The 25,351-nt window shown below is 64.5% G+C and carries 33 protein-coding genes and 1 tRNA gene; all 34 read right to left on the reverse strand.

The annotated features are described in order from the left end of the window. Nucleotides 1–8: 8 nt before the first annotated feature. Nucleotides 9–3,128: a multidrug efflux RND transporter permease subunit gene (locus M4J40_RS12115; protein WP_251754422.1), complete on the reverse strand. Its 3,120-nt coding sequence runs from the start codon at nucleotides 3,126–3,128 to the stop codon at nucleotides 9–11. An 11-nt stretch (nucleotides 3,129–3,139) separates the two neighbouring features. Further along, complete coding sequence (locus M4J40_RS12120) at nucleotides 3,140–4,300, reverse strand: efflux RND transporter periplasmic adaptor subunit (RefSeq protein ID WP_251754423.1); 1,161 nt, start codon at nucleotides 4,298–4,300, stop codon at nucleotides 3,140–3,142. A gap of 211 nt (nucleotides 4,301–4,511) precedes the next feature. Further along, nucleotides 4,512–4,586, reverse strand: a tRNA-Val gene (locus tag M4J40_RS12125). A 242-nt stretch (nucleotides 4,587–4,828) separates the two neighbouring features. Further along, nucleotides 4,829–5,794 carry a hypothetical protein gene (locus tag M4J40_RS12130; protein WP_251754424.1) on the reverse strand — a complete coding sequence of 322 codons (966 nt, stop codon included), beginning with the start codon at nucleotides 5,792–5,794 and terminating at the stop codon, nucleotides 4,829–4,831. Nucleotides 5,795–6,021: 227 nt separating this feature from the next. Further along, entirely contained in the window at nucleotides 6,022–7,335 is a 1,314-nt protein-coding gene (locus M4J40_RS12135) for a replication-associated recombination protein A (protein ID WP_251754425.1), read from the reverse strand. After that, nucleotides 7,332–8,756, reverse strand: coding sequence for a DegQ family serine endoprotease (locus tag M4J40_RS12140; protein WP_251754426.1), 1,425 nt, complete (start codon nucleotides 8,754–8,756; stop codon nucleotides 7,332–7,334). The genes M4J40_RS12135 and M4J40_RS12140 overlap by 4 nt, the downstream gene beginning before the upstream one ends. A gap of 132 nt (nucleotides 8,757–8,888) precedes the next feature. Next, entirely contained in the window at nucleotides 8,889–9,323 is a 435-nt protein-coding gene (rplQ, locus tag M4J40_RS12145) for a 50S ribosomal protein L17 (RefSeq protein WP_251754427.1), read from the reverse strand. 90 nt (nucleotides 9,324–9,413) lie between these two features. After that, a complete protein-coding gene (locus M4J40_RS12150) occupies nucleotides 9,414–10,436 on the reverse strand; it encodes a DNA-directed RNA polymerase subunit alpha (RefSeq protein WP_251754428.1) in 1,023 nt (340 codons plus the stop codon). A 115-nt stretch (nucleotides 10,437–10,551) separates the two neighbouring features. Beyond that, nucleotides 10,552–10,944, reverse strand: coding sequence for a 30S ribosomal protein S11 (gene rpsK, locus M4J40_RS12155; RefSeq protein ID WP_026782401.1), 393 nt, complete (start codon nucleotides 10,942–10,944; stop codon nucleotides 10,552–10,554). Between the two features lie 253 nt (nucleotides 10,945–11,197). Beyond that, nucleotides 11,198–11,566 (reverse strand): 30S ribosomal protein S13, encoded by a 369-nt coding sequence (gene rpsM, locus M4J40_RS12160; RefSeq protein ID WP_251725459.1) that lies wholly within the window; start codon nucleotides 11,564–11,566, stop codon nucleotides 11,198–11,200. 322 nt (nucleotides 11,567–11,888) lie between these two features. Continuing rightward, on the reverse strand, nucleotides 11,889–12,467 hold the full coding sequence (locus M4J40_RS12165) for an adenylate kinase (protein ID WP_251754429.1): 579 nt from the start codon (nucleotides 12,465–12,467) through the stop codon (nucleotides 11,889–11,891). Continuing rightward, nucleotides 12,464–13,798 (reverse strand): preprotein translocase subunit SecY, encoded by a 1,335-nt coding sequence (gene secY / locus M4J40_RS12170; RefSeq protein WP_251754430.1) that lies wholly within the window; start codon nucleotides 13,796–13,798, stop codon nucleotides 12,464–12,466. The genes M4J40_RS12165 and secY overlap by 4 nt, the downstream gene beginning before the upstream one ends. Before the next feature lie 268 nt (nucleotides 13,799–14,066). Beyond that, entirely contained in the window at nucleotides 14,067–14,537 is a 471-nt protein-coding gene (gene rplO, locus M4J40_RS12175; protein WP_251754431.1) for a 50S ribosomal protein L15, read from the reverse strand. Nucleotides 14,538–14,565: 28 nt separating this feature from the next. Then, nucleotides 14,566–14,769, reverse strand: a complete 204-nt coding sequence (gene rpmD, locus M4J40_RS12180; protein ID WP_251754432.1) for a 50S ribosomal protein L30 — start codon at nucleotides 14,767–14,769, stop codon at nucleotides 14,566–14,568. A gap of 66 nt (nucleotides 14,770–14,835) precedes the next feature. Next, nucleotides 14,836–15,414 (reverse strand): 30S ribosomal protein S5, encoded by a 579-nt coding sequence (gene rpsE / locus M4J40_RS12185; RefSeq protein WP_251754433.1) that lies wholly within the window; start codon nucleotides 15,412–15,414, stop codon nucleotides 14,836–14,838. Between the two features lie 30 nt (nucleotides 15,415–15,444). After that, the gene (rplR, locus tag M4J40_RS12190; protein WP_026782408.1) at nucleotides 15,445–15,804 is read right to left on the reverse strand and encodes a 50S ribosomal protein L18; all 360 of its coding nucleotides are present in this window, start codon (nucleotides 15,802–15,804) and stop codon (nucleotides 15,445–15,447) included. A 10-nt stretch (nucleotides 15,805–15,814) separates the two neighbouring features. After that, the gene (gene rplF, locus M4J40_RS12195; protein ID WP_251754434.1) at nucleotides 15,815–16,351 is read right to left on the reverse strand and encodes a 50S ribosomal protein L6; all 537 of its coding nucleotides are present in this window, start codon (nucleotides 16,349–16,351) and stop codon (nucleotides 15,815–15,817) included. 25 nt (nucleotides 16,352–16,376) lie between these two features. Further along, entirely contained in the window at nucleotides 16,377–16,772 is a 396-nt protein-coding gene (gene rpsH / locus M4J40_RS12200; protein ID WP_251725449.1) for a 30S ribosomal protein S8, read from the reverse strand. A gap of 14 nt (nucleotides 16,773–16,786) precedes the next feature. Next, the gene (rpsN, locus tag M4J40_RS12205) at nucleotides 16,787–17,092 is read right to left on the reverse strand and encodes a 30S ribosomal protein S14 (RefSeq protein ID WP_251725448.1); all 306 of its coding nucleotides are present in this window, start codon (nucleotides 17,090–17,092) and stop codon (nucleotides 16,787–16,789) included. A 20-nt stretch (nucleotides 17,093–17,112) separates the two neighbouring features. Further along, nucleotides 17,113–17,670, reverse strand: coding sequence for a 50S ribosomal protein L5 (gene rplE, locus M4J40_RS12210; RefSeq protein WP_251754435.1), 558 nt, complete (start codon nucleotides 17,668–17,670; stop codon nucleotides 17,113–17,115). Next, nucleotides 17,663–17,980 carry a 50S ribosomal protein L24 gene (gene rplX, locus M4J40_RS12215; protein ID WP_251725444.1) on the reverse strand — a complete coding sequence of 106 codons (318 nt, stop codon included), beginning with the start codon at nucleotides 17,978–17,980 and terminating at the stop codon, nucleotides 17,663–17,665. The genes rplE and rplX overlap by 8 nt, the downstream gene beginning before the upstream one ends. A gap of 2 nt (nucleotides 17,981–17,982) precedes the next feature. Beyond that, nucleotides 17,983–18,351, reverse strand: a complete 369-nt coding sequence (rplN, locus tag M4J40_RS12220; RefSeq protein ID WP_026782414.1) for a 50S ribosomal protein L14 — start codon at nucleotides 18,349–18,351, stop codon at nucleotides 17,983–17,985. A 445-nt stretch (nucleotides 18,352–18,796) separates the two neighbouring features. Further along, nucleotides 18,797–19,039 carry a 30S ribosomal protein S17 gene (gene rpsQ, locus M4J40_RS12225; protein WP_026791940.1) on the reverse strand — a complete coding sequence of 81 codons (243 nt, stop codon included), beginning with the start codon at nucleotides 19,037–19,039 and terminating at the stop codon, nucleotides 18,797–18,799. Nucleotides 19,040–19,050: 11 nt separating this feature from the next. Beyond that, the gene (gene rpmC / locus M4J40_RS12230) at nucleotides 19,051–19,251 is read right to left on the reverse strand and encodes a 50S ribosomal protein L29 (protein WP_026791941.1); all 201 of its coding nucleotides are present in this window, start codon (nucleotides 19,249–19,251) and stop codon (nucleotides 19,051–19,053) included. An 88-nt stretch (nucleotides 19,252–19,339) separates the two neighbouring features. Then, on the reverse strand, nucleotides 19,340–19,753 hold the full coding sequence (gene rplP / locus M4J40_RS12235; protein WP_251754436.1) for a 50S ribosomal protein L16: 414 nt from the start codon (nucleotides 19,751–19,753) through the stop codon (nucleotides 19,340–19,342). A 22-nt stretch (nucleotides 19,754–19,775) separates the two neighbouring features. After that, on the reverse strand, nucleotides 19,776–20,555 hold the full coding sequence (gene rpsC / locus M4J40_RS12240) for a 30S ribosomal protein S3 (protein WP_251754437.1): 780 nt from the start codon (nucleotides 20,553–20,555) through the stop codon (nucleotides 19,776–19,778). Next, nucleotides 20,555–20,935 carry a 50S ribosomal protein L22 gene (gene rplV / locus M4J40_RS12245; RefSeq protein ID WP_251754438.1) on the reverse strand — a complete coding sequence of 127 codons (381 nt, stop codon included), beginning with the start codon at nucleotides 20,933–20,935 and terminating at the stop codon, nucleotides 20,555–20,557. The genes rpsC and rplV overlap by 1 nt, the downstream gene beginning before the upstream one ends. Nucleotides 20,936–20,938: 3 nt before the next feature. Continuing rightward, a complete protein-coding gene (rpsS, locus tag M4J40_RS12250; RefSeq protein ID WP_251754439.1) occupies nucleotides 20,939–21,217 on the reverse strand; it encodes a 30S ribosomal protein S19 in 279 nt (92 codons plus the stop codon). Nucleotides 21,218–21,232: 15 nt separating this feature from the next. Next, nucleotides 21,233–22,072 (reverse strand): 50S ribosomal protein L2, encoded by an 840-nt coding sequence (gene rplB / locus M4J40_RS12255; RefSeq protein ID WP_251754440.1) that lies wholly within the window; start codon nucleotides 22,070–22,072, stop codon nucleotides 21,233–21,235. Between the two features lie 19 nt (nucleotides 22,073–22,091). Next, nucleotides 22,092–22,385, reverse strand: coding sequence for a 50S ribosomal protein L23 (locus M4J40_RS12260; protein ID WP_251754441.1), 294 nt, complete (start codon nucleotides 22,383–22,385; stop codon nucleotides 22,092–22,094). Further along, nucleotides 22,382–23,002: a 50S ribosomal protein L4 gene (gene rplD, locus M4J40_RS12265; RefSeq protein ID WP_251755592.1), complete on the reverse strand. Its 621-nt coding sequence runs from the start codon at nucleotides 23,000–23,002 to the stop codon at nucleotides 22,382–22,384. Before rplD ends, M4J40_RS12260 begins: the two co-directional genes overlap by 4 nt. Continuing rightward, nucleotides 23,002–23,709 carry a 50S ribosomal protein L3 gene (gene rplC, locus M4J40_RS12270; protein ID WP_100080741.1) on the reverse strand — a complete coding sequence of 236 codons (708 nt, stop codon included), beginning with the start codon at nucleotides 23,707–23,709 and terminating at the stop codon, nucleotides 23,002–23,004. Before rplC ends, rplD begins: the two co-directional genes overlap by 1 nt. Nucleotides 23,710–23,738: 29 nt before the next feature. Beyond that, nucleotides 23,739–24,047 carry a 30S ribosomal protein S10 gene (gene rpsJ, locus M4J40_RS12275; RefSeq protein WP_026782425.1) on the reverse strand — a complete coding sequence of 103 codons (309 nt, stop codon included), beginning with the start codon at nucleotides 24,045–24,047 and terminating at the stop codon, nucleotides 23,739–23,741. A 65-nt stretch (nucleotides 24,048–24,112) separates the two neighbouring features. Further along, on the reverse strand, nucleotides 24,113–25,303 hold the full coding sequence (gene tuf / locus M4J40_RS12280) for an elongation factor Tu (RefSeq protein ID WP_251754442.1): 1,191 nt from the start codon (nucleotides 25,301–25,303) through the stop codon (nucleotides 24,113–24,115). Between the last annotated feature and the right edge of the window lie 48 nt (nucleotides 25,304–25,351).

The raw sequence follows: 25,351 nt of genomic DNA on the forward strand, positions 1-25,351 counted from the left end.
CAGGCCGCTCACTCGGCGGGCATGGGTGCGGCCTTCGGGTTGGTTGGCGCCGACCGCGCAACGGTCAGCCGGCTGACGGCAGCATAAAGCACCGGCACGAAGAAAACCGCCAGCAAGGTGGCCGAAAGCATACCGCCGAAAACGCCGGTGCCGATGGCACTCTGGATTTCCGATCCCGCCCCGCGCGCCATCATCAAGGGGACGACGCCCAGGATGAAGGCGAGCGACGTCATCAGGATCGGCCGCAACCGCAGGCGCGCCGCTTTCAGCACGGCGCGCCCCAGCCCAGCCCCCTGTTCGCGCAAATGGCGGGCATACTCGACCAGCAGGATGGCGTTCTTCGCCGACAGGCCGATGATCGTGATGAGCCCAACATTGAAGAAGACATCGTTCTCCAACCCCCTTGCCAGAACGGCGAGGACCGCGCCGAGCACCCCGAGGGGAACGATCAGCAGGACGGCCAGCGGGACTGACCAGCTTTCGTAGAGGGCTGCCAGCACGAGAAAGACGATCAGCACCGACGCGGCGAGAAGCATCGGCGCCTGCGAGGCCGACTGCTTTTCCTGGAAGGACTGGCCGGTCCATTCGAGCGCGAACCCCTGAGGCAGTTGCGCGACCAGACGCTCCATCTCGGCCATCGCCGCGCCACTCGACACGCCGGGCGCCGCCGAACCGGAAATGCGCTCGGCCGGATAGCCGTTGTAGCGCGTCATCTGCAGGGAAGACGTTCCCCACACCGGCCGGACGACTTCCGACAGCGGCACCATGCCGCCGCTGAGGTTCCGGACCTCGAGGCGCAGCACATCCTCGACATGCATCCGCGCCGAGGCGTCCGCCTGGACGATCACCTGCTGCAAGCGCCCCTGGTTCGGGAAGTCGTTGACATAGGACGAACCGACCGCCGTCGAAATCGTCTCGCTGATGGCGGAGAACGGCACGCCCAGGGCCTGAGCCTTCTGACGATCGATCTCAAGCGAGATGCTCGCCCCGTCGGGCAAGCCTTCGCTCATCACGCCGGTGACCAGGCGGCTTTGCGAGGCGAGCGCGATCAGTTGCGCCTCCGCCGCCTTCAGCGCGGCCGTGCCGCGGTTGGCGCGATCCTCGAGCAGCAGCGAGAAACCCGATGTCGTCCCCAGGGACTCGATCGCCGGCGGCTTCATGATCATCGCCGTACCCTCGGGGATGTCGGCCATCGCGGCCTGGGCGGCGGCAATCTCCTCGTCGACGGACGTCTTGCGCACGCTCCAGTCCTTGAGGCTGGTGAAGGCCTGCGCGGCGTTGGGGCCGGAGCCCGAGAAGCCGAACCCCAGGATGACGGTACTGTCGGCGATGTCGGGCCGTGTGGCGGTATGGGCCTCGTAGGCGGCCACGACCTTGCGCGTGCGCTCGGCCGTCGCCCCGGCCGGCAGTTCGAACATGGCCATGAAGCTCCCCTGGTCCTCTTCCGGAACGAAAGCCGAGGGAATGCGCGTGTAGCCAAGCCCGACCACGGCCAGCAGCAGCCCGTAGATGACCAGCATGCGCCCGACGCGACGCAGCATCCAGCCGACCCAGCCGGTGTATCCGTCGGTGAGGCTGGCAAACCCGCGATTGAACCAGGCAAAGAAACCGCTCCGTGCATGACCCGTCGCCGGCTTCAGGATGGTCGCACAAAGCGCCGGCGTCAGCGTCAGCGCCAGAAAGGCGGAGAACAGGATCGACACCGACATGGACAATGTGAACTGGCGGTAGATCGCCCCCACCGATCCGCTGGCCATGCCCATGGGAATGAACACGGCGGAGAGCACCAGGGTGATGCCGACGATGGCGCCCGAGATCTCGCGCATCGCCTGACGCGTCGCGTCTCTGGGCGAAAGCCCCTGCCGGGTCATGATGCGCTCGACGTTTTCGACCACGACGATGGCGTCGTCGACGATGATGCCGATGGCCAGCACCATGCCGAACATGGTCAGCACGTTGATCGAGTAGCCAGCCACCATCATCACCGCAAAGGTACCCAGCAAGGCCACCGGCGCCACCACGGCCGGGATGACGGTGTAGCGGACCTTTTGCAGGAACAGCAGCATGACGAGGAACACCAGCGCCATCGCCTCGAACAGCGTCTGGACGACCTTGATGATCGACACCTTCACGAAGGGCGCGGTGTTGAACGAGATGGAGACGTCCATGTCGGCGGGCATGCCGGTGCGAAGCTCGGCAAGACGCTGCTCGATGGCGGTTGCAGTGCGGACCGCGTTGGCACCCGAAGCCAGCTGGACGGCCGCCGCCGCGGCGGGCTTGCCATTGCTGCTCACGCCGAAGGCCAGCGTCTGCGCGCCAAGCTCGACGCGCGCCACATCGCCGAGGGTCAGGCGCGCGCCGTCGGCCTCGGCGCGCAGGGTGATGGCGGCGAACTCCTCGGGCTTGGTCAGTTGTCCCCTGACGGTAAGCGGCGTTGACGTCTTTGTGCCCGGCACAGTCGGTTCATCCCCGACCCGGCCGGGAGAGACCTGCGCATTCTCGCGGGTAATGGCCTCCGTCACATCCCCCATGGTCAGGCCATAGGCGGCGAGCTTTTGAGGATCGACCCAAACGCGCATGGCACGTTCCGACCCGAACTGCTGGACGCGGCCGACGCCGGGAATGCGCTTGAGCTCCTCCGACAGGTTGCGGGTGAGATAATCGCCGAGCGCCAGTTCCTCGGTGGCTCCGGACCGCGACTTCAGCGTGATGACCATCAGAAAGCCGGACTCGGCCGCCTCGACGCCAATGCCGTTTCGGCGGACGGCTTCCGGCAGGCGCGCCTCGGCGTTCTTCAGCCTGTTCTGCACGTCCACCTGCGCCAGTTCCGGGTCGGTGCCCGGCTTGAACGTGACCTGGATGCTGGCGCCGCCGGTGGCGTCGACGGTGCTGTCGTAATAGAGCACATTCTTGACGCTCGAGAGTTCCTTCTCGATCGGGGTAACGACGCTGTCGCTGACGGTTTGCGCCGAAGCGCCGCCGTAGCTGGCGAAAATGCTGACGCTGGGGGGCGCAACCTCCGGGAAGCGCGCCACGGGCAGCTGCGGGATGGCGACGATGCCGGCCAGCGCCATGAAAATGGCGATGACCCAGGCAAACACCGGCCGGTCGATGAAGAACTGCGACATGGACTTGTCTCTTATGGCTGGCCGACGGCGGGCAGGCTGGCTTGCTGAGGCGGGGCGGTTGTTACGGGCATGCCGTCCTCGGCGCGCTCCTGGCCGCGAATGGCGACGACCTCGCCCGCGCTCAAGCCGTCGGTGACGACAACCTCACCACCGACGGACTCGCCCAATCGCACGTCACGTCGCTCGGCGCGGCCATCCGCCCCGACCACCACGACCTGGGCGGCGCTCGTCGCGCCCCTCAGAACCGCTTCCTCGGGCACCAGCAACGCGTTTGCGATGACGCCGCGCGGCATCTTCACCCGCACATACATGCCCGGCAGCAAGGACAGCTCCGGGTTCTCCACCTCGACGCGGACGGAGGCATTGCCCGTGCCGGGATCAACGACGATGCCCGACGACTTCAGCCGGCCCGGCCGCGCATGCGGCGTGCCACCGGGTCCGACGATTTCGATCGCCCCCAAGCCCTCGGTAGTTGCCTGTTGCACGGCATCGAGCCGCGCCGCCGGCAGGCGCAGATCGAGGTAGACGCGATCAATGTCCTGCACGACGCCCAGCGCCTTGTCCGACGACGACGAGGCGAGACCGCCGACGTCGGCCAGACCGCTGCCCACGTAGCCTCTGGTCGGCGAGCGCAGCGTGGCGAAAGCGAGATCAAGCCGGCGCCGGTCGACCACGGCCCGCGCCTCGGCCAGATTGGCGCCGGCCAGCGCCAGCTCGTTGCGGGCGTTGTCGTTCTGCTCCCGGCTCGCCACATTGCGGGCGAGCAGCAGGTCGGCCCGCTCGAGGTTGCGTCGCGCATGCGCTTCCTGCGCCGTTGCGCGCTTCAAGCCGGCCTCGGCGATGGCAAGATCTGCCTTGAGCGGCGCCGGGTCGATCTGGAACAGCACCTGCCCCTCGTCGACGCGAGCCCCCTCCTCCACCAGACGCTGGATAATGACGCCGCCCACCTGCGGCCGGATTTCGACGCGGCGATAGGCGGCCACACGGCCGGGAAGCTCGTCGAAAAGCATCACCCGCGTGGGCGAGAGCACACGGGTGACGACCTGAGCAGGCGCGTCGTCAGCCGCCACCTGCTCATCCGGGCCGGCACCAGCCGACCAGCAGGCAAATATCGCTCCGGACGCGACGACGGAAACGACAGAAAGAAGCAGAAGCAAACGGAGGCGCGGCATATCGGTGTCCAGACACTAAGTTCAGCGCGCTGGTTCACACTTGCCTGTCGATATACCGACGAGGTTTTGTGGAGATTTCATGGATGAACGCGTTCGGGGGGCGTCATCGTCACGGCGGCCTGCCAGTCGATGCCCGAGCGTCTCTCGGGCTGTAGGGCGCGGCGCGCCAAAACAAAAGGCCCCGCTGTTGCCAGCAGGGCCTTTTGTTGAATGGTGGGCGCGACAGGGATCGAACCTGTGACCCCTTCGGTGTGAACGAAGTGCTCTCCCGCTGAGCTACGCGCCCTGACCGTCATGCGGTGGCGCGATATAAGGGCCCTCGGCGGGGCAAGTCAAGGCGTCAGGAGCACGAAAATTTGCTGGCTGGGGATGGCGGCGACAGGCTTGGGACTCCGGCCCGCCGCTGGCGAAAATGTCCTCCGTGAGGTCGGGGACGCCAATGGTTCGCTTGAAAAATTCCGCGGCGCCCGGGGGGATCTCCGGGCGCCGCGCGCAGGGCGCTGCGTAGGGGAAGCGCTCTCGACCGGGTCAGGCAGCGGTGTCGAGCAAAGTACGCAGCGAAGGATGAATGTCCGGGCTTTCCTCGGACAAGAACTTTAGGAGCGCCCTCTCGTTGGCATGGATGACGCCATCGCGACCGATACGATCGGCCAGCCACTTCACCTCCTCGGAGGTGACCGTCTCAGCCTCGCGGATGCGTGCTTCGTCGGCCTCGATCGGCTTCGAGGATGCGTCGTCTTGCTGGTTCCAGGCTGACCAGACCCCGCGCAGCCCGTTGGACAGCATGCTTGAAAGCATGTCGCCGAACAGCGCGGTGATGCCGCCGGATGGCGCGTCGAGCCAGGCGTCCCGGCTCAATGTCTCCTCGCGCGACATCAGCGTATAGCCGCGCGCCGCCATCAGGAAGGAGGCGATCGCCTTGACGAACAGGTCGGACCACGAGGGATCGTTGTCGGCCTCGCGGCTGCGGTCGTTGAGGTCAAACAGAACCTCCGCTTCCTCACGACTGATGCCGACCGAGCGCTCATTGCCGAAGGCGTAGAGGATCGAGCGCATCCGCTCGACGTCGGTGGCGGAGATGACCCCACCCTCGCCGTCCTCGGCGCCATTCAGGACGGAACGCGATACCTCGGCAAGCGCGAAAGCGGACAGCTCGACCGGCACCGAATCGGCGCGGCGCATGATGTTGACCAGAAGGTCGACCTCGAGATCGGTGGTGATGCCGTCGGCCGACAGCACGCCGATCAACCATCGGGCCATATCCTCGCTGACGTGGCCGCTCGGGGCCGTCTGCAAGGCGACATAGTCGGTCAGGGCCTCGATGTAGAGCTGACGGCCGGCCGCCGTCGGGAAGCCTTCCTCGGCGGCGAGGCGACAGAGATGGCGGATTTCCTCGGCGTCGACGCTGCCATCGGCATAGACGGCGGCGCGCAGGCGAGCGACCGCGTCGAGCGGCACGGCGCCGGGCGCTATCGTCTTTCCGCTGTCGGTCATCGTGCCCACTCCCTGTGGTTTGATCTCGGAGACCAAGCTACACCACAATTCCGACTTCGAGCTTAATGGAACGGGTTAAAAAACCATTGAAGACAAATGGTTAACGGAGAGATTCGGCGGCTTTCAGCCAAAGGTGACGTCTCACCCGGCCGTACCGTCCCGAAATCGGTCGGATTACCGGCAACCGGTTCGCAACTCGGACCACCTGAGGGCCGCGCGCGTTAACCTCACACTTCGCCTTGTCGTTCGCGACGCAGGCGGGCCCAATAGTCGAGGCGCTTCCTGAGTTCGCGCTCAAAGCCGCGCTCGACCGGATGGTAGAAGGAGCGACGGCCCATCTTCTCGGGGAAGTAGTCCTGGCCGGAAAAGGCGTCCGGCTCGTCATGATCGTAGCGGTAGCCCGCCCCGTATCCCTCGCCCTTCATCAGCTTGGTCGGGGCGTTGAGGATGTGACGCGGCGGCACGACGCTGCCGTATTCCTTGGCCGCCGCCATCGCCGTCTTGAAGGCGCTATAGACAGCGTTGGATTTCGGCGCCGTCGCCACGTAGACGACGGCTTGGGCGATGGCGAGTTCGCCCTCGGGCGAGCCGAGCATCTCATAGGCGCTCTGGGCGGCGATGCAGACGGACAACGCCTGCGGATCGGCAAGGCCGACGTCCTCGGCCGCCATGCGGATCACGCGGCGGATGACGTAGAGCGGGTCTTCGCCGGCATCGATCATGCGGCAGAAGTAGTAAAGGGCGGCGTCGGGGTCGGAGCCGCGCACCGACTTGTGCAGCGCCGAGATCAGGTTGTAATGGCCGTCCTGGGCCTTGTCATACACGGGCGCCCGCCGCTGGACGATCTCCTGAAGCGTCTTGGCGTCGAACACCTCGCCCTCGCCGGCGGCGCGCCAGACGTCCTCGGCCAGGGTCAGCGCGGCGCGGCCATCGCCGTCGGCCATCCGGATCAGCGCCCCCCTCGCCTCGTCATCGAGTGGCAAGGGCTTGCCGGTCACCTCCTCGGCGCGGTCGAGCAACTGGCCGAGCGAGGTTTCGTCGTGCGACTTGAACACCAGCACGTGGGCGCGCGACAGCAAGGCCGCGTTGAGCTCGAAGGACGGGTTCTCAGTGGTGGCGCCGATCAGCGTCACCGTTCCGTCTTCCATGACCGGCAGGAAGCTGTCCTGCTGGGCGCGGTTGAAGCGGTGGATCTCATCGATGAACAACAGCGTACTGCGCCCGAGCGCCCGACGCTGACGCGCGGCGTCGAACAGCTTCTTGAGGTCGGCGACGCCGGTGAAGATGGCCGAGGCCTGCTCGAAGGCAAGGTCGGTCTCGTGGGCGAGGAGGCGGGCGACCGTGGTCTTGCCCGACCCCGGCGGTCCCCAGAGAATCAGCGAGCCGAGCGAGCCCGACGCCAACATGCGGGTGATGGTGCCGCTCGGCCCGACCAGGTGTTCCTGGCCGACCACCTCCGACAGGTTTGCCGGACGCAGCCGATCGGCCAGCGGCCGGCCGGCCCTGTTGTCCGCCGTGCTGACGCCGAACAGATCGCTCATCTGAAGGCCATGCGCAGGATCTGCCCGTTGCGGTCGATGGCGACACGCCAGAACAGCGGATCGGACGCAGCCGTCGCGGCCAGCACCTTGGTCTTGGTGATGTCGTTACCATTGACCGAGAGCACGATATCGCCCTTCTGCAGGCCGATACGGTCGGCCGGCGAGCCGGGCGCCACGGCGGTAATCACCACGCCGGTCTGACCGCGATAGGACAATCCGATCTCGGCGGCGACGGCGGGAGAAACGTTGGCGACCGTCGCCCCCTGGAAGGGAGAACGCGCCTTGATCGTCAGGGACTCGCGCGGCGTCGTTTCCGGCGCCGTCATAAGCTTCACCGGCACCTCGATCAGCTTGCCCGCCCGGTTGATGGTGAGCTTGGCGACATTACCGACGCCCTTGGTGGCGAGGCGGTAGTTGAAGACGCGCGGGTCACTCACCTCGACGCCATCGACGGCGACGACGAGATCGCCGGCATCGAGGCCGGCCGCTTCTGCCGGGCTCTTGCGCAGGATCGAGGTGATCAGCACGCCCGAAGGACGATCGAGACCCAGGCTTTCGGCGATGTCCGAGGTCACCGCCTGAAGCTCGGCGCCGATCCAGGGCAGCTCCACGGCCGAGCCGCCCCGCCGAGCAGAGTCGACGAAAACCTTCACCATGTTGGAGGGAATGGCAAAGCCGATGCCGTTGGAGCCGCCCCCCCGGCTGAAGATCGCCGTGTTGATGCCGACCAGCTTGCCGTCCATGTCGACCAGCGCGCCACCGGAGTTGCCCGGGTTGATGGCGGCGTCGGTCTGGATGAAGAATTGATAGTCGGAAATGCCGACCTGGCTGCGGGCCAGCGCCGAGACGATGCCCTGGGTCACCGTCTGGCCGACGCCGAAGGGATTGCCGATGGCCAGCACGAGGTCGCCGACCTGCAACTGGTCGGAATCGGCGAGCGGCAGCGTCGGCAACGGTTCCTTGGGATCGCGCACCTTCAGCACCGCGAGGTCCAGCTGCTCGTCCTTCAGCACCACATCGCATTCCAGCTCGCGCCGGTCGGACAGCGCCACCTTCACCTCGTCACCGTCCTCGATGACGTGGTTGTTGGTGACGATGAGACCGGAGGGATCGACGATGACGCCGGACCCCAGCGACTGCTGGTGCCGTTCGCGTTGGCGGCCGATGCCCGGCATGTTCCCACCGAAGAACTGGCGGAAAAACGGATCGTCCATCAGCGGAGACGACGCGACCTTGATGGTCTTCGTGGAGTAGACGTTGACCACGGCGGGGCCCGCTACCTTGGCCACCGGCGCGAAGGACAGTTTGACCTGCGCTTCCGACGCCGGCACCGCCCGCTCGGCAGCCGTGGCGCCGCCGAGAGACACACAGGCTGCGAGGCCAAGAGCGAGAATGAGGCGGGCCAATCCGTAGGGTCGCATCGCATGTCTCCGAAGGTGCAGGTTCGACGAGCCATCTTGTACGCCGCCGAATATGGCAACGGAAGGACGCCCAAACAACAAGGGGCGACCCAATGGGCCGCCCCTTGCTCAACTTTCAGCGAAGCGCTTCGATCAGGCGGCAGCCGTCTCGGCCTCGACCGGCTCGGCAGCCTGGCGGGCCTTGTCAGCGGCGCCCTTGGCAGCGACGTCGCGGTCGACGAACTCGATCACCGCGACCGGGGCCGAGTCGCCCTGACGGAAGCCGGCCTTCAGCACGCGGGTGTAACCACCGGTGCGGTCCTTGTAGCGGGGGCCGAGCACGTCGAACAGCTTCTTGGCGGCGATCTCGTTGTTCTGCAGCTCCGAGGCGAGCTGACGACGAGCGGCGAGACCACCCTTCTTGGCAATGGTCACCAGCTTCTCGACGATCGGACGCAGGTCCTTCGCCTTCGGCAGGGTGGTGACGATCTGCTCGTGCTCGACCAGCGAGATGGCGAGGTTGGCGAGCATCGCCTTACGATGGCTCTGAGTGCGGTTGAACCGACGGCCCGCATTACCGTGACGCATGGCCTACTCCTATTTGTCTTTCGCGCGGCTCACGCCGGGCATGTTGTTTTGAACGAGCCGGAGAGCCACGCCCTCCGGCGAGCGTGATGCTCAGTAGTTGTGGTCTTCGTAGCGCTTGGCCAGGTCTTCGATGTTCTCGGGCGGCCAGTTCGGGACTTCCATGCCGAGATGCAACCCCATCTGCGCCAGCACTTCCTTGATCTCGTTGAGCGACTTCCGGCCGAAATTCGGCGTGCGGAGCATCTCCGCCTCGCTCTTCTGGATCAGATCGCCGATGTAGACGATGTTGTCGTTCTTCAGGCAGTTTGCCGAACGGACCGACAGCTCGAGCTCGTCGACCTTCTTGAGCAGCGCCGGATTGAAGGCGAGCTCCGGAACGGTCTCGACCTTGGTGTCCTTCTGCGGCTCTTCGAAGTTGACGAAGATGGCCAGCTGGTCCTGGAGAATGCGGGCAGCGTAGGCAACGGCGTCCTCGGGCTTCACCGAGCCGTCGGTCTCGACGGTCAGGGTCAGCTTGTCGAGGTCGAGATCCTGACCCTCGCGGGTATTCTCGACCTTGTAGGACACCTTGCGCACCGGCGAGTAGAGGCTGTCGACCGGGATCAGACCGATCGGAGCGTCCTCGGGGCGGTTGCGGTCGGCCGGGACATAGCCCTTGCCGGTGTCGACCGTGAACTCCATGCGGATCTCGGCGCCCTCATCGAGGGTGCAAAGGGCCAGCTCGGGGTTCAGGATCTCGATGTCGCCGACGGTCTGGATGTCACCTGCGGTGACGACGCCCGGACCCTGCTTGCGCACGACCATCCGCTTCGGGCCCTGGCCCTGCATGCGGACGGCGATTTCCTTGATGTTCAGGATGATGTCGGTGACGTCTTCACGCACACCGGCGATCGAGGAGAACTCGTGCAGCACGCCGTCGATCTGAACCGCCGTCACCGCCGCACCCTGCAGCGAGGACAAGAGGACACGACGGAGCGCGTTGCCGAGCGTCAGGCCGAAGCCACGCTCGAGCGGCGAGGCGACGACGGTCGCGAAGCGCTTCGGATCGCGGCTCGGGATGACCTCGAGCTTGTTCGGCTTCTTGAGCTCTTGCCAGTTCTTCTGGATGCTCACGTTGATACCCTTTCATATGAAGCGGTTCGCCGCGGGCCGCATCCCCCGCGGGGACCACCGCCTTGACGGGCCATGCCCAGCGCCTTCGCGGCCACCGGGCGTTCGCGGATGAGCGTCAGACGCGGCGACGCTTACGCGGACGGCAACCGTTGTGCGGGATCGGGGTAACGTCGCGGATCGAGCTCACCAGGAAGCCGGCGGCCTGCAGAGCGCGCAGCGCCGACTCACGGCCGGAGCCCGGACCGCAGACTTCGACTTCCAGGGTCTTGACGCCATGCTCGGACGCCTTGCGGGCGGCATCCTCGGCGGCCATCTGGGCGGCGTACGGGGTCGACTTGCGCGAGCCCTTGAAGCCCATCGTGCCGGCCGACGACCAGGAGATGGTGTTGCCCTGCGCGTCGGTGATGGTGATCATCGTGTTGTTGAAGGTGGAGTTCACGTGGGCGATGCCGGACGTGATGTTCTTGCGTTCGCGACGGCGGACGCGGCCTGCGGCTTCCTTGGCCATGCTCTTCACTCTCTCGTTTTCGATCTCGTCACCGCCGTAATGCCAGCGGCTACACCGGAGCGCATGCCTCTAGGAGAAACTCCGCGCACCGGAACGAATAAGGAACGGGCACCCTTTGCCCTTCCCCAGTCGGCGAACGATCCTTCCAGACCTTCCACCATGGACAAAGCGCCGACCGCGATCGCTCGCGGAACCGGCGCCATGTCCGAGCCTTCTCGTCGGACCGACGCGGAGCCGGACCGACGAAACGGAATTACTTCTTCTTGCCGGCAATCGCCTTCGCCGGGCCCTTGCGGGTACGGGCGTTGGTGTGCGTGCGCTGACCGCGAACCGGCAGACCCTTGCGGTGACGCAGGCCACGGTAGCAGCCAAGGTCCATCAGACGCTTGATGTTCATGGCGGTCTCGCGACGAAGATCACCCTCGACGACGTAGTCGCGGTCGATCACTTCGCGGATCTGCAGAACTTCGGCGTCCGACAGCTCGTTGACGCGCTTGGCCTGATCGATGCCGACCTTCGACAGGATCTCCTCGGCGAACTTGGGGCCGATGCCATGGATATACTGCAGCGCGATCAGGGCGCGCTTGGCGGTGGGAATATTGACGCCAGCGATACGGGCCACTTCACTTCACTCCTGTCGTCGCGATCCTTCGGATCGCTCCCTCCCCCGTTCAAGCCGTGGAGGTCGGTGTCTTGACGGCGGCCCCATGAAGCGGCGCCGGCCGGGTTACCTTTTCGCGAGACCTGCGGCGCACCATCCGACATGGACGAGCGTCTACGGGCCATCGCACGAAGAACCCGTGGATAGGTGGCGGTTCATAGCCGGAACCGGCCTCTCCGTCAACCATTCGGACACGGGTTTATCGCCGAAATCGCCGCCGGAACGCCCGGGCGGCGACCGATCGCCCGACGCGGGACCCAATGTCCCTCGCCGGGCGTCCGTCTCACTCGAGGGCGGCGCGAATCGCGCCGGCGACCTCTTCGATGGGGGCCATGCCATCGACCGGCTTCAAAAGGCCGCTCTTGGCATAGAAGGGGGTCAGCGCCGCCGTCAGCGCCCGGAACTCCTCGAGGCGCTTGCGGAACACTTCCGGATTGTCATCCTTGCGCACCGGCTGCCCGGCGGCCTTGGCTTCCTCGGCGCGGCGAACGATCCGATCGACAAGCTTCTCGGCATCGACCTTGAACTCGATGACCGCATCGAGCTTCAGCTTCTTGTCGGCCAGCAGCTTGTCCAGCGCCTCGGCCTGGGCCACGGTGCGCGGAAAGCCGTCGAGCACGAAGCCGTTCTTGGCATCCGGCTCATCGATTCGGTCGGAGACGATGCCGATCACGATCTCGTCTGACACCAGTTGGCCGGCGTCCATGACGGCCTTCGCCTTCTTGCCGATCTCGGTGCCGGCGGCGACGGCGGCGCGCAGCATGTCACCGGTCGACAGCTGAACGATGCCGTAGCGGTCCACCAGCTTCTGCGCCTGCGTACCCTTGCCGGCGCCCGGCGGCCCGAGAAGAATCAGCCTCATCTACGCTTCCCCCGAAGTTTGCTCTTCTTGATCAACCCCTCGTACTGATGGGCGAGGAGATGTCCCTGAATCTGGGACACGGTATCCATGGTGACCGAGACCACGATCAGCAGCGACGTGCCGCCGAAGTAGAATGGAACACCGGTGCTGGAGATCAGGAACTCAGGCAGAAGACAGACGACGACGAGATAGATGGCGCCCAGCACGTTGATGCGGGTCAGGACATAGTCGATGTATGTGGCGGTGCGCTCGCCCGGCCGGATGCCGGGGATGAAACCGCCCTGCTTCTTGAGGTTCTCGGCCGTATCGGTCGGGTTGAAGACGATGGCCGTGTAGAAGAAGGCGAAGAAGACGATCATCGCCGCGTAGGACAGCATGTAGAGCGGCTGCCCGTGCGCCATCAACGTGCCGAAGGTCTGCACCCAGCCGCCGGCGGCATTGGTGCCGGCGAAGCCGGTGATCGTGCCGGGGATCAGCAGGATCGACGAGGCGAAGATCGGCGGAATGACGCCCGAGGTATTGAGCTTGAGCGGCAGGTGGCTCGACTCGCCCTGGAACATCTTGTTGCCGACCTGGCGCTTTGGATACTGGATCAGCAGCCGGCGCTGGGCACGTTCGAAGAAGACGATGCCACCGATGACGACGACGGCCAGGATCAGCACGCCCAGAATGATCGGCGTGGCGAGAGCGCCCTGGCGACCGAGCTCGAGCATGCCGACGAGGGCGTGCGGCAGGTTGGCGATGATGCCGGCGAAAATGATCAGCGACGTGCCCTGGCCGATGCCGCGCGAGGTGATCTGCTCACCGAGCCACAGAAGGAACATCGTACCGCCCGTCAGCGACAGGACGGTGGAGAAGATGAAGACCGGGCCCGGGTTGAGAACGAGAGATCCCTGCCCCTGAAGGCCGACGGCGATGCCGTAGGATTGGACCGCGGCCAGCAGCACCGTGAAGTAGCGGGTGTACTGGTTGATCTTCTTGCGCCCCGACTCGCCTTCCTTCTTGATCGCCTCAAGCGCGGGAATGACGGAGGTCAGGAGCTGGATGATGATCGATGCCGAAATATACGGCATGATGCCCAGGGCGAAGATGGCCGCGCGACCGACGGCACCGCCGGAGAACATGTTGAACAGGCCAAGGATACCCTGGCTTTGCTGTTTGAACACTTCGGCCAGCGCCTGGACGTTGATGCCCGGAAGCGGAATATAGGTGCCGAGGCGATACACAAGAAGTGCGCCAAGGGTAAACCAAATCCGCTTCTTGAGCTCTTCCGCCTTGGCGAGCGCGCCGAAATTCAGATTTGCAGCGAGTTGTTCTGCCGCAGAGGCCATGTCTCACTCCGCCCGAATGGGATCCCGGTTGCGCGCCACCCCACCACAGCGGATGAGGTCGCCTCGCCTTTTGTCATTGGGGCCTGGACGCGTCGAAACTCCACGCGTCGCTCTCCCTTGCCCGGATGGTCGCCGAGGATACCCCCGCCGGCTCCGGCCGTCCGCTATATAGACCCGAGTCGCGAACGAAATAAGCCCCCGGACGACACCAACCCCACGCGAAACGACAACGTTCGCGTGAAAGCGGCGCCTGCCGGGGGCTTATGCATCACTCCTTGGCAGCGGCGGCCGGAACGACCACCTTGCCGCCGGCGGCCTCGATCGCCGCGACTGCGGGCGCGGAAGCGCCGGCAACTTCGAACGTCAGGGCCGTCTTGATCTCGCCACCCAGAACGCGGACGCCATCGAGCGTACGGCGCAGCAGACCAGCCGCAACCAGCGCTTCGACGGTGACCGGGGCCTTGGCGTCGAGCTTCTTGGCATCCACGGCCGCCTGAACCTTGGTCAGGCTGATCTCGTTGAGATCGAGGGCGAAGATGTTCTTGAAGCCGCGCTTGGGCAGGCGGCGATGCAGCGGCATCTGGCCGCCCTCGAAACCGGCGATGGCAACGCCCGAGCGCGAGGTCTGACCCTTGACGCCACGACCCGAGGTCTTGCCCTTGCCCGAGCCGATACCGCGACCGACGCGCATGCGCGGCTTGGTCGCGCCTTCGTTATCCTTGAGCTCGTTGAGCTTCATTTCATCGATCCTTTCGACCGGCGGTATCTCAGGCCTCATCCACGACGCGGATGAGATGCTGGACCTTCGCGATCATGCCGCGAACGGCCGGAGTGTCTTCCAGCGTGGCGGTCCGATGCATTTTGTTGAGACCGAGGCCGATCAGCGTTGCACGCTGGTCGGCGGGGCGGCGGGCTGGGCTGTAAATCTGCTCGACCGTGACGGTCTTGCTCGACTTCTTTTTGGTCGACATGATGTTCACCTTACGAAAGCCAGTTTACGAATGAGGAGGGAGGCTGCCCTCCCCCCGTTCGATCCATCAGCCTTCGGCCGACGCCGCAGCTTCCGGGTCGATGTCGCGACGACGGGACTGCAAGGCCGAGACCTTGAGACCGCGGCGAGCGGCAACCGACCGCGGGCTATCCTCATTCGCGAGAGCGGAGAAGGTAGCGCGGATCATGTTGTAGGGGTTGGAGGAGCCGAGTGACTTCGCCACCACGTCCTGGACGCCAAGCGTCTCGAACACGGCGCGCATCGGGCCACCGGCGATGATGCCGGTACCAGCCGGCGCGGCGCGCACGTAGACGCGACCGGCGCCCCAGCGACCGGCGACATCATGATGCAGCGTCCGGCCTTCCTTCAGCGGCACGCGCACGAGGGCACGCTTGGCGGCTTCCGTCGCCTTGCGGATGGCCTCGGGTACTTCACGCGCCTTGCCGTGGCCGTAGCCGACACGGCCCTTCTGGTCGCCAACGACGACGAGCGCGGCGAAGCCGAAGCGACGACCACCCTTCACCACCTTGGCGACGCGGTTGATATGGACCAGGCGATCGACGAACTCGCTGTCGCGCTCGTCGTTGCGATCCCGATCCCGGTTATTGCGTTCACGTTCAGCCATTGTCTTTATCTCTCTCGATCGGGACCGGCCTTAGAAGTCGAGTCCGCCCTCGCGGGCGGCATCCGCGAGCGCCTTGATGCGGCCGTGGTACAGGAACTGTCCACGATCGAAAATGACCGAGGTCACCCCCGCCGCCTTGGCGCGTTCTGCGATGAGCTTGCCGACCACGGCGGCCGCGGCCACGTTGGCCCCAGTCTTCAGAGTGTCGCGGACGTCCTTGTCGAGGGTCGACGCGGACGCCAGGGTGCGACCCTGAACGTCATCGATAACCTGAGCATAAATGTGCAACGACGAGCGGTGCACGGAAAGCCGGAGGCGACCGTTGGCCGCCGCCTTGATCGCGCGGCGCACGCGGGCGCGGCGGCGATCGTTGCCGGTGAGGTGAGCCATGATCGTCCCCTTACTTCTTCTTGCCTTCCTTACGGACGATGTACTCGCCCGCGTACTTCACACCCTTGCCCTTGTAGGGCTCCGGCGGACGGTACTTGCGGATTTCGGCGGCGACCTGACCGACACGCTGGGCGTCGATGCCGGAGACGACGATTTCCGTCGGCTTCGGAACGGCGATCGCGATGCCTTCCGGCACCGGATAGGCGATGTCGTGGCTGTAGCCCAGCGAAAGCTGCAGGGACTTGCCCTGGAGCGCCGCCTTGTAGCCAACGCCGGAAATCTCGAGCCGCTTCTCGAAGCCGACCGTCACACCCTTGACCAGGTTGGCGATCTGCGTACGGGACATGCCCCAGCTGGCGCGGGCCAGCTTGGACTCGTCCTTCGGCTCAACCAAGATCGAACCGTCGTCCGTCTTCACGACGTTGACGTGCTCGTTCAGATCGAATTTGAGCGTTCCCTTCGGTCCCTTGACCGAAACGGTCTGCCCAGCGATGTCGGCTGTGACCCCCGAGGGGACCGGAACAGCCTTCTTGCCAATGCGCGACATGGTATTACCCGTTTCCAGTCGAAGGTTAGAAGACGCGGCAGAGAACTTCGCCACCAACATTCTGCTCGCGGGCGTCGTGGTCGGCCATCACACCGCGGGGGGTGCTGAGGATCGACACGCCAAGGCCGTTGGCAACTCGGGGCAGGTTCTTTACCGAAGCGTAGACGCGGCGGCCGGGCTTGGACACGCGTTCGATCGTACGGATGACGCCAAGGCCATCGTAGTACTTGAGCTCGATCTCGAACTCGGAACGACCGTCGGCAGCCACTTCGGCGTAGCCACGCAGGAAGCCCTCGGCGACCAGGACATCAAGGACGTTCTTGCGCAGCTTGGAAGCCGGCGTCGACACCTTCGACATCTTGCGCATCTGGGCATTACGAATGCGGGTGAGCATATCACCCAAAGGATCGGTCATCGGCATGGGGACCGTTCTCCTTACCAGCTCGACTTCACAAGGCCCGGGATGAGACCGAGCGACCCCAGCTCACGCAGGGCGATACGGCTCATCTTGAGCTTGCGATAATAAGACCGCGGACGGCCGGTGACTTCGCAGCGATTGCGGATACGCACCGCCGACGAATTGCGAGGAAGCTCGGCAAGCTTCAGGCGAGCAGCGAACTGCTCCTCGATCGTCAGCGACTTGTCGCTCGCGATAGCCTTGAGGGCCTCACGCTTGGCGGAGAACTGCTTCACCAGCTTCTGGCGACGCTTGTTCTTCTCGATGGCGCTCTTCTTAGCCATTTAAATCCGAACCCCTCTCGTCACTGCCGGAACGGGAAATTGAAGCCCTTGAGAAGCGCGCGCGCCTCGTCATCGGTCTTCGCCGTCGTGCAGACGATGATGTCCATGCCCCAGACCTGCTCGACCTTGTCGTACTCGATCTCGGGGAAAACGATGTGCTCCTTGATACCCATGGCGAAGTTGCCACGGCCATCGAAGGACTTCGGGTTCAGACCACGGAAGTCACGCACGCGCGGCAGCGCGATGGTGATGAGGCGGTCGAGGAACTCGTACATGCGCTGACGGCGAAGCGTCACCTTGGCGCCGATATTCATCCCCTCGCGCAGCTTGAACGTCGCGATGGAGTTGCGGGCCTTGGTGATGATCGGCTTCTGACCGGCGATAAGCGTCAGGTCGCCAACGGCCGAGTTGATCTTCTTGCCGTCCGCCACGGTCTCGCCGACGCCCATGTTGAGGACGATCTTGTCGAGGACCGGGACTTCCATCGCGTTCTTGTAGCCGAACTGTTCGATGAGAGCCTTGCGGATGGACTCGTCGTAGGTGCGCTTGAGGCGCGGAATGTAGACCGCATCAGCCATCGATCACATCTCCGGAACGCTTGGCGAAGCGGACCTTGCGGCCGTCGTCGAGCAGCTTGAAACCAACGCGGGTCGGCTTGCCGTCCTTCGGATCGGCAACGGCAAGGTTCGAAAGGTCGAGCGCCGCTTCCTTGGCGACGATACCACCCTCGGACTTGGCCGACTGCTTCTGGTGATGACGAACGATGTTGACGCCACGGACTACGGCGCGATTCTCGGACGGACGGACTTCGATGACCTCACCGGTCTTGCCCTTGTCCTTGCCTGTGAGAACCACAACCTTGTCGCCCTTCTTGATCTTGGCGGCCATGGTTACAGAACCTCCGGGGCGAGCGAGATGATCTTCATGTGGTTCTTGGCGCGAAGCTCGCGCGGAACCGGCCCGAAGATACGAGTCCCGATCGGCTCTTTCTGGTTGTTGATGAGAACGGCGGCATTCTTGTCGAAACGAATGACCGAACCGTCCGTACGCCGGATGTCCTTGGCCGTGCGGACCACGACCGCCTTCATCACGTCGCCCTTCTTCACGCGACCACGAGGGATGGCTTCCTTGATGGAGACGACAATGATGTCGCCCACCGAGGCATACCGCCGCTTCGCGCCGCCGAGCACTTTGATGCACATAACACGACGTGCGCCGGAATTATCCGCCACGTCGAGGTTGGTTTGCATCTGAATCATGACTTGGCCGCCTTATCTTTGATGCATGCACCCACCGGCGCCGAATAGCGCAGGCGGGCAGCGACTTGTTTTGGAACTCGGGAAATAGAGGTACGGCGTGCCGGACCCTCAATCTCGAGTTCAACCCAGTCCCAGGCCGTATCCGCAGCCCGGGAGGCCCGACCCCTACTCGTCCGCCTCGTGAGGCGGCCGGAAACAAGGCCGGATGTCTCGTTTTCGCCGTCAAGTCGCGGCGCCCGCAGGCAGCCCCGACGAAACACTCCGAAACGGAACGGCATTGGCTGCCATTCCGTTCTGAAACCAGCGTCTGCCGCTTAAGCCTCTCCGGGTCGGAAGTCAATGACCCGGGGAAGCAATTTCGGGGCAAACGCCAAAAGCGGCGCCCCCGAAACGACTTTCTTGCTCAACCCGGCCCCAACTGGCGCCGGAAGCAGATCTCGCCCGCTCAGCTCGCGCTTGCGGTGGAGAGCACAACCCAGCGCTTGGTCTTGGAAATGGGCTTGCTTTCCTCGATGGAAACCACGTCCCCAACCTTGTACTGGTTCGTCTCGTCATGCGCCTGGTAGTTCTTCGTCCGGCGCACGGTCTTCTTGAGCACCGGATGGGTGAAGCGACGCTCCACCTTAACTACGACCGTCTTGTCGGTCTTGTCGCTGACGACGACGCCTTGCAGGATGCGCTTCGGCAACTCGTCTCTCCTTAAGCGTTCGCAGTCGCGCGCTTGTCGCGCAGAACCGTCTGGATGCGGGCGATGTCGCGACGCACGACCCGCACGCGGGACGTATTCTCAAGCTGGCCAGTCGCCTTCTGGAAGCGCAGGTTGAACTGCTCTTTCTTCAGCTTGGCCAGCTCGTCCTCGAGCTGGTCGGGCGTCATGGCCCGAACGTCGTTCGCCTTCATCGTTTTCTCGTCCTAACAGTAAGGCCGGTCTTCCGATCGGCACCCGCTGGCGGAGGTCATCGACCTGCCGGGCGGGTGCCCTTCCGGATCACTCGGCGATGCGCTGAATGAAGCGCGTCTTGATCGGAAGTTTGGCCGCGCCGAGACGGAGCGCCTCGCGGGCGATCTCCTCGGGCACGCCGTCGAGCTCGAACATGATCCGGCCGGGCTTGATGCGGACGCACCAGAACTCCGGCGAACCCTTGCCCTTACCCATACGGACTTCAGTCGGCTTCGAGGTGACCGGAACGTCCGGGAACACGCGGATCCACACGCGGCCGATACGCTTCATCTGGCGGGTGATCGCGCGGCGAGCCGCCTCGATCTGCCGCGCGGTGACGCGCTCGGGCTCCATGGCCTTCAGGCCATAAGCGCCGAAGTTCAGCTCAGTGCCGCCCTTGGACACGCCATGAATGCGGCCCTTGAACTGCTTGCGGAATTTGGTGCGCTTCGGTTGAAGCATCTTCCTTCTCCCAAAACTCTAGTTAGCGCGCACCATCGGCGTCGCGGTCGCGACGGCCACGGCCACGACCTTCACGGTCGCCACGAGGATCGCGGTCACGACGGCGGTCGCCGCCAGAACGCTCGCCGTCATTGCCACCCTCGAGGGCCCGACGCTCGGAAGCGAGCGGGTCGTGTTCGAGGATCTCGCCCTTGAACACCCAGACCTTGAGGCCGTTGGTGCCATAGGCGGTGTGAGCGGTGGCAATGCCGTAATCGATGTCCGCGCGAAGCGTATGCAGAGGCACGCGGCCTTCGCGGTACCACTCCAGGCGGGCGATCTCGGCGCCGCCAAGACGGCCGCCGGCGTTGATGCGGATACCCTCGGCACCGAGACGCATCGCCGACTGGACCGAACGCTTCATCGCACGGCGGAAGGCCACGCGGCGCTCGAGCTGCTGGGCGATCGACGAGGCGATGAGCGTCGCGTCGGTCTCAGGCTTGCGAACCTCGACGATGTTGAGGTGCACTTCCGAGGAGGTGAACTTGGCGATCTGCTTGCGCAGCTTCTCGATGTCGGCACCCTTCTTGCCGATCACCACGCCCGGACGAGCCGAGTGGATGGTGACGCGGCACTTCTTGTGCGGACGCTCGATCACGACCTTGGACACTGCCGCCGCCTTCAGTTCCTCGAAGAGGAAGTTGCGGATGGCGAGGTCTTCGTGCAGCAGCGCGCCGTACTCGGTCTTGCCGGCGAACCAGCGCGAGTCCCAGGTCCGGTTGATGCCGAGACGCAGACCGATCGGATTGACTTTGTGACCCATCAGGCGGTCTCCTCGACTTCGCGTACCACGATGGTGAGGTGCGCAAACGGCTTCTGGATTTGACCGACGCGACCACGAGCCCGTGGCGAGAAGCGCTTCATGACGAGGCCCTTGCTCACGAACGCTTCCTTGACGACGAGCGCGTCGACGTCCAGGTCGTGGTTGTTCTCGGCATTGGCAATCGCCGATTCCAGCGTCTTCTTCACGTCGCCGGCGATACGCTTGCGCGAGAACGCAAGGTCGGCCAGCGCCGTGTTGACCTTCTTGCCGCGGATAAGGGCCGCGACAAGATTGAGCTTCTGCGGCGAGACGCGAAGATTGCGGGTCACCGCCTGCGCCTCGTTGTCGGCGAGCGTGCGTTCACGCTTCGGCTTGCCCATGGGTTACTTCCTCTTCGCCTTCTTGTCGGCGCCGTGGCCATAGTAGGTACGCGTCGGCGCAAACTCGCCGAACTTGTGGCCCACCATGTCCTCATTCACGGACACCGGAATGTGCTTCTGGCCGTTGTAGACGCCGAACGTAAGTCCGACGAAATTCGGCAGGATCGTGGAGCGACGGCTCCAGATCTTGATGACTTCATTGCGGCCGCTGGCGCGACTGGCTTCCGCCTTCTTGAGGAGGTAGCCGTCGACGAACGGGCCTTTCCAAACCGAACGAGTCACGGTCGTTCCTCTCTCTTACTGCGACTTCTTGCGCGCATGGCGGCTACGGACGATGAACTTGTCCGTGGACTTGTTCGATCTCGTCTTCTTGCCCTTGGTCGGCTTGCCCCACGGGGTAACCGGATGACGACCACCAGACGTGCGGCCTTCACCGCCGCCGTGCGGATGGTCGATCGGGTTCATGGCCACACCGCGGTTGACCGGGCGCTTGCCCAGCCAGCGATTGCGGCCGGCCTTGCCGATCGACACGTTGGCATGGTCGGGGTTCGACACGGCGCCGATGGTGGCGAAGCACGTGCCGAGCACCTTGCGCTGTTCGCCGGAGTTGAGGCGAACCACGGTGTAACCCTGGTCGCGACCGACGATCTGCGCGTAGGAGCCAGCCGAACGGGCGATCTGACCGCCCTTGCCGGGCTTCAGCTCGACATTGTGAACCAGCGTGCCGACCGGGATGGCCGACAGCTGCATCGCATTGCCGGGCTTCACGTCGGCGGCAACGGCTGCGACGACGGTGTCGCCGACGGCCAGGCGCTGCGGGGCCAGGATGTAGCTCAGCTCGCCGTCCTCATACTTGATGAGGGCGATGAAGCCGGTGCGGTTGGGATCGTACTCCAGCCGCTCGACAACGGCGGGAACGCCGAGCTTGCGACGCTTGAAGTCGATGAGACGGTAAGAGCGCTTGTGACCGCCGCCGCGATGGTAGGCGGTGATACGGCCGAGGTTGTTGCGACCGCCGGTCTTGCTAAGACCCTCGGTCAGCGCCTTCACCGGCGCGCCCTTGTGAAGCTCGGAGCGATCGACGAGGACCAGCTGGCGCTGGCCCGGAGTCGTCGGCTTGTAATATTTGAGTGCCATAATCGTCCTGCCGCTCGGATCAGAGGCCCGTCGTGATGTCGATCGAATGGCCCTCTTCGAGGGTCACGATCGCTTTCTTCACGTCGGACTGGGTACCGATGATGCCCCGGAAGCGCTTCGTCTTGCCCTTACGCACGAGCGTGTTCACGCTCTTGACCTTGACCGAGAAGAGCTGCTCGACGGCAGCCTTGATCTCGGGCTTGGTCGCGGTCTTGGCAACGTTGAAGACCACCTTGTTGTTCTCAGCCTGGATGGTCGCCTTTTCGGTGATCACCGGCGTGCGGATGATGTCGTAGTGCTTCAGATTGGTCATTTGAACCGCTCCTCAAGCGCCGACACGGCCGCCTTGGTGAGAACCAGCGTGTCACGACGCAGAATGTCGTAGACGTTGATGCCCTGAACGGGCAGCACGTCGATCTGCGGAATGGCACGGGCCGCCAGGCGGAACTGATCCTGCGGATTGGCTCCGTCGATGATCAGCGCGTTGGTGAGACCGAGCGCGGCGAGCTTCGTCTTCAGGGCCTTCGTCTTGGCTTCGGCGGCGACCGCCTCCTCCAGGACGATGATGTTGGCACCCTTGGCCTTGGCCGACAGGGCGAGCTTCAGGCCGAGGGCCCGAACCTTCTTGGGCAGATCGTGCGCATGGCTGCGAACGACCGGACCAAAGGCCTTGCCACCACCACGGAACTGCGGGGCCGCCTTGTTGCCGTGACGGGCGCCGCCGGTGCCCTTCTGCCGATACATCTTCTTGCCGGTCTTGGTGATCTCTGTACGAGTCAGAGTCTTGTGCGTACCGGCCTGGCGCTTGGCAAGCTGCCAGCGCACGACACGCTGCAGGATGTCAGCGCGCGGATCGAGACCGAAGATCTCGTCCGAAAGCGCGACCGTCCCGGCCACAGCGCCATCGAGGGTCTTGACTTCGAGTTCCATCACTCACCTGCCTCCGCGGTCGCAGCGGGCGCCGCCTTGCGGAACTTGCCCGGGGTGGGAACACCTTCCGGAAGCTTCTTCTTGACCGCATCGCGGACGAGGATCCAGCCGCCCTTGGCACCGGGAACCGCGCCCTCGACCAGGATCAGACCGCGATCGGCGTCGGTGCGCACGATCTTGAGGTTCTGAGTGGTCACGCGCTCGTCACCGAGATGACCAGGCATCTTCTTGTTCTTGAAGACCTTGCCCGGATCCTGGCGCTGGCCGGTCGAACCCAGAACGCGGTGCGAGACCGAGTTACCGTGGGTGGCGCGACCGCCGTGGAAGTTCCAGCGCTTCATGGCGCCAGCGAAGCCCTTACCGATCGAGGTGCCGGTAACGTCGACGAACTGGCCGGCAACGAAATGGTCAGCCGTCAGTTCGGCCCCCACCTCGATGAGATTCTCGGGGGACACCCGGAACTCGGCAAGCTCGCGCTTGGGCTCGACCTGCGCCACGGCAAAGTGGCCGCGCATCGCCTTCGAGACATTCTTGACCTTGACCGTACCGGCGCCCAACTGGACTGCGGTATAGCCGTTCTTTTCTTCGGTACGGTGAGCAACCACCTGGCAGTTCTCAAGCTTGAGAACCGTCACGGGAACATGCTCGCCTGCGTCGTTGTAGACGCGGGTCATGCCGACCTTCTGTGCAATGACACCTGAGCGCATAGCGTTCTCTCTCAACCCGGCTCTTGTTCTCAGAGCTTGATCTCGACGTCCACGCCGGCCGCGAGGTCGAGCTTCATCAGCGCGTCCACGGTCTGCGGGGTCGGATCGATGATGTCCAGGAGGCGCTTATGGGTGCGCATCTCGAACTGTTCGCGGCTCTTCTTGTCGATATGGGGCGACCGGTTGACCGTGAACTTCTCGATTCGCGTCGGAAGCGGAACCGGGCCCCGGACCTGCGCGCCCGTGCGCTTGGCCGTGTTGACGATCTCGCGCGTCGAGGCATCGAGGATACGATGATCAAACGCTTTGAGACGGATACGGATATTCTGACCGTTCATTTCTCTACCTCTAGAGGAGACGTGGGCGGAGCGAACCCCGCCCCGTATCACCTCGAAACGATCAATTACTCGACGATGGCGGCGACGACGCCGGCGCCAACGGTACGACCGCCTTCACGGATGGCGAAGCGGAGCTTCTCTTCCATGGCGATCGGAACGATCAGCTGGACGTTCATCGTCACGTTGTCGCCCGGCATCACCATCTCGACGCCTTCGTTCAGCGTCACCACGCCGGTCACGTCCGTCGTGCGGAAGTAGAACTGCGGGCGATAGTTGGTGAAGAACGGCGTGTGACGGCCACCCTCTTCCTTGGTCAGGATGTAGGCTTCGGCCTTGAACTTCGTGTGCGGGTTCACAGAAGCCGGCTTGCACAGCACCTGGCCGCGCTCGACGTCTTCACGCTTGGTGCCGCGCAGCAGAGCGCCGATGTTGTCGCCAGCCTGGCCCTGATCGAGCAGCTTGCGGAACATTTCGACGCCGGTCACCGTCGTCTTAGTCGTCGGACGAATGCCGACGATCTCGACTTCCTCGCCGACCTTGACGATGCCGCGCTCGACACGGCCGGTCACAACCGTGCCACGACCCGAGATCGAGAACACGTCTTCGATCGGCATCAGGAACGGCTGGTCAACCGGACGCTCCGGCTGCGGGATGTAGGCGTCGACTTCGCGCATCAACTCGAGGATAGCGTCGTGGCCGAGCTTCGGGTCGCCGTTCTCCAGAGCAACCAGGGCGGAACCCTTGACGATCGGGATATCGTCGCCGGGGAACTCGTAGGACGACAGAAGCTCGCGAACTTCCATCTCGACCAGCTCGAGCAGCTCGGGGTCGTCGACCATGTCGCACTTGTTCAGGAACACGACGATGGCGGGAACGCCAACCTGACGGGCGAGCAGGATGTGCTCGCGGGTCTGCGGCATCGGGCCGTCGGCGGCCGAAACCACCAGGATCGCGCCGTCCATCTGCGCGGCGCCGGTGATCATGTTCTTCACGTAGTCGGCGTGGCCTGGGCAGTCGACGTGAGCGTAGTGACGGTTCTCCGTCTCGTACTCGACGTGCGCCGTGTTGATCGTGATGCCACGGGCCTTCTCTTCCGGAGCGGCGTCGATCTGGTCATAGGCCTTGAACGTCGCGCCACCGGTCTCCGCGAGCACCTTGGTGATCGCAGCGGTCAGCGACGTCTTGCCATGGTCAACGTGACCGATCGTGCCGATGTTGCAGTGCGGCTTCGTCCGCGAAAACTTTTCCTTGGCCATCGGATATCTTCCTTTGTCTCGTGAAAGCGGGTGAGGTCAGCTGTCGGG

Source organism: Pleomorphomonas sp. JP5 (genome assembly GCF_023721815.1).
Lineage (GTDB): Bacteria > Pseudomonadota > Alphaproteobacteria > Rhizobiales > Pleomorphomonadaceae > Pleomorphomonas.

Bases quoted from the DNA above. Each gene is read 5' to 3' on its own strand.
- rplV (WP_251754438.1), bottom strand. From the start codon at position 20,935: ATGGGCAAGCCGAAGCGTGAACGCACGCTCGCCGACAACGAGGCGCAG.
- rplB (WP_251754440.1), bottom strand. From the start codon at position 22,072: ATGGCACTCAAATATTACAAGCCGACGACTCCGGGCCAGCGCCAGCTG.
- rplR (WP_026782408.1), bottom strand. From the start codon at position 15,804: ATGGCTCACCTCACCGGCAACGATCGCCGCCGCGCCCGCGTGCGCCGC.
- rpsC (WP_251754437.1), bottom strand. From the start codon at position 20,555: ATGGGTCACAAAGTCAATCCGATCGGTCTGCGTCTCGGCATCAACCGG.
- rpsE (WP_251754433.1), bottom strand. From the start codon at position 15,414: ATGGCTGAACGTGAACGCAATAACCGGGATCGGGATCGCAACGACGAG.
- M4J40_RS12135 (WP_251754425.1), bottom strand. From the start codon at position 7,335: ATGAGCGATCTGTTCGGCGTCAGCACGGCGGACAACAGGGCCGGCCGG.
- tuf (WP_251754442.1), bottom strand. From the start codon at position 25,303: ATGGCCAAGGAAAAGTTTTCGCGGACGAAGCCGCACTGCAACATCGGC.
- rplD (WP_251755592.1), bottom strand. From the start codon at position 23,002: ATGGAACTCGAAGTCAAGACCCTCGATGGCGCTGTGGCCGGGACGGTC.
- rpsH (WP_251725449.1), bottom strand. From the start codon at position 16,772: ATGCCGATGACCGATCCTTTGGGTGATATGCTCACCCGCATTCGTAAT.
- rplE (WP_251754435.1), bottom strand. From the start codon at position 17,670: ATGGCTGATGCGGTCTACATTCCGCGCCTCAAGCGCACCTACGACGAG.
- M4J40_RS12165 (WP_251754429.1), bottom strand. From the start codon at position 12,467: ATGAGGCTGATTCTTCTCGGGCCGCCGGGCGCCGGCAAGGGTACGCAG.
- rpsJ (WP_026782425.1), bottom strand. From the start codon at position 24,047: ATGAACGGTCAGAATATCCGTATCCGTCTCAAAGCGTTTGATCATCGT.
- rplX (WP_251725444.1), bottom strand. From the start codon at position 17,980: ATGGCCGCCAAGATCAAGAAGGGCGACAAGGTTGTGGTTCTCACAGGC.
- rplP (WP_251754436.1), bottom strand. From the start codon at position 19,753: ATGCTTCAACCGAAGCGCACCAAATTCCGCAAGCAGTTCAAGGGCCGC.
- rplC (WP_100080741.1), bottom strand. From the start codon at position 23,709: ATGCGCTCAGGTGTCATTGCACAGAAGGTCGGCATGACCCGCGTCTAC.
- M4J40_RS12140 (WP_251754426.1), bottom strand. From the start codon at position 8,756: ATGCGACCCTACGGATTGGCCCGCCTCATTCTCGCTCTTGGCCTCGCA.
- rplF (WP_251754434.1), bottom strand. From the start codon at position 16,351: ATGTCGCGCATTGGCAAGAAGGCTGTTCCGGTCCCCTCGGGGGTCACA.
- M4J40_RS12120 (WP_251754423.1), bottom strand. From the start codon at position 4,300: ATGCCGCGCCTCCGTTTGCTTCTGCTTCTTTCTGTCGTTTCCGTCGTC.
- rpmC (WP_026791941.1), bottom strand. From the start codon at position 19,251: ATGAAGGCGAACGACGTTCGGGCCATGACGCCCGACCAGCTCGAGGAC.
- rplO (WP_251754431.1), bottom strand. From the start codon at position 14,537: ATGAAGCTCAACGAGCTCAAGGATAACGAAGGCGCGACCAAGCCGCGC.
- rpsK (WP_026782401.1), bottom strand. From the start codon at position 10,944: ATGGCCAAGGAAGCCGCAGGCCGCGTCCGCCGTCGCGAACGCAAGAAC.
- M4J40_RS12130 (WP_251754424.1), bottom strand. From the start codon at position 5,794: ATGACCGACAGCGGAAAGACGATAGCGCCCGGCGCCGTGCCGCTCGAC.
- M4J40_RS12115 (WP_251754422.1), bottom strand. From the start codon at position 3,128: ATGTCGCAGTTCTTCATCGACCGGCCGGTGTTTGCCTGGGTCATCGCC.
- rplN (WP_026782414.1), bottom strand. From the start codon at position 18,351: ATGATTCAGATGCAAACCAACCTCGACGTGGCGGATAATTCCGGCGCA.
- rplQ (WP_251754427.1), bottom strand. From the start codon at position 9,323: ATGCGTCACGGTAATGCGGGCCGTCGGTTCAACCGCACTCAGAGCCAT.
- secY (WP_251754430.1), bottom strand. From the start codon at position 13,798: ATGGCCTCTGCGGCAGAACAACTCGCTGCAAATCTGAATTTCGGCGCG.
- rpsN (WP_251725448.1), bottom strand. From the start codon at position 17,092: ATGGCTAAGAAGAGCGCCATCGAGAAGAACAAGCGTCGCCAGAAGCTG.
- M4J40_RS12260 (WP_251754441.1), bottom strand. From the start codon at position 22,385: ATGACCAATCTGAAGCACTACGACATCATCCGCACGCCGGTGATCACC.
- rpmD (WP_251754432.1), bottom strand. From the start codon at position 14,769: ATGTCGACCAAAAAGAAGTCGAGCAAGACCGTCACGGTCGAGCAGATT.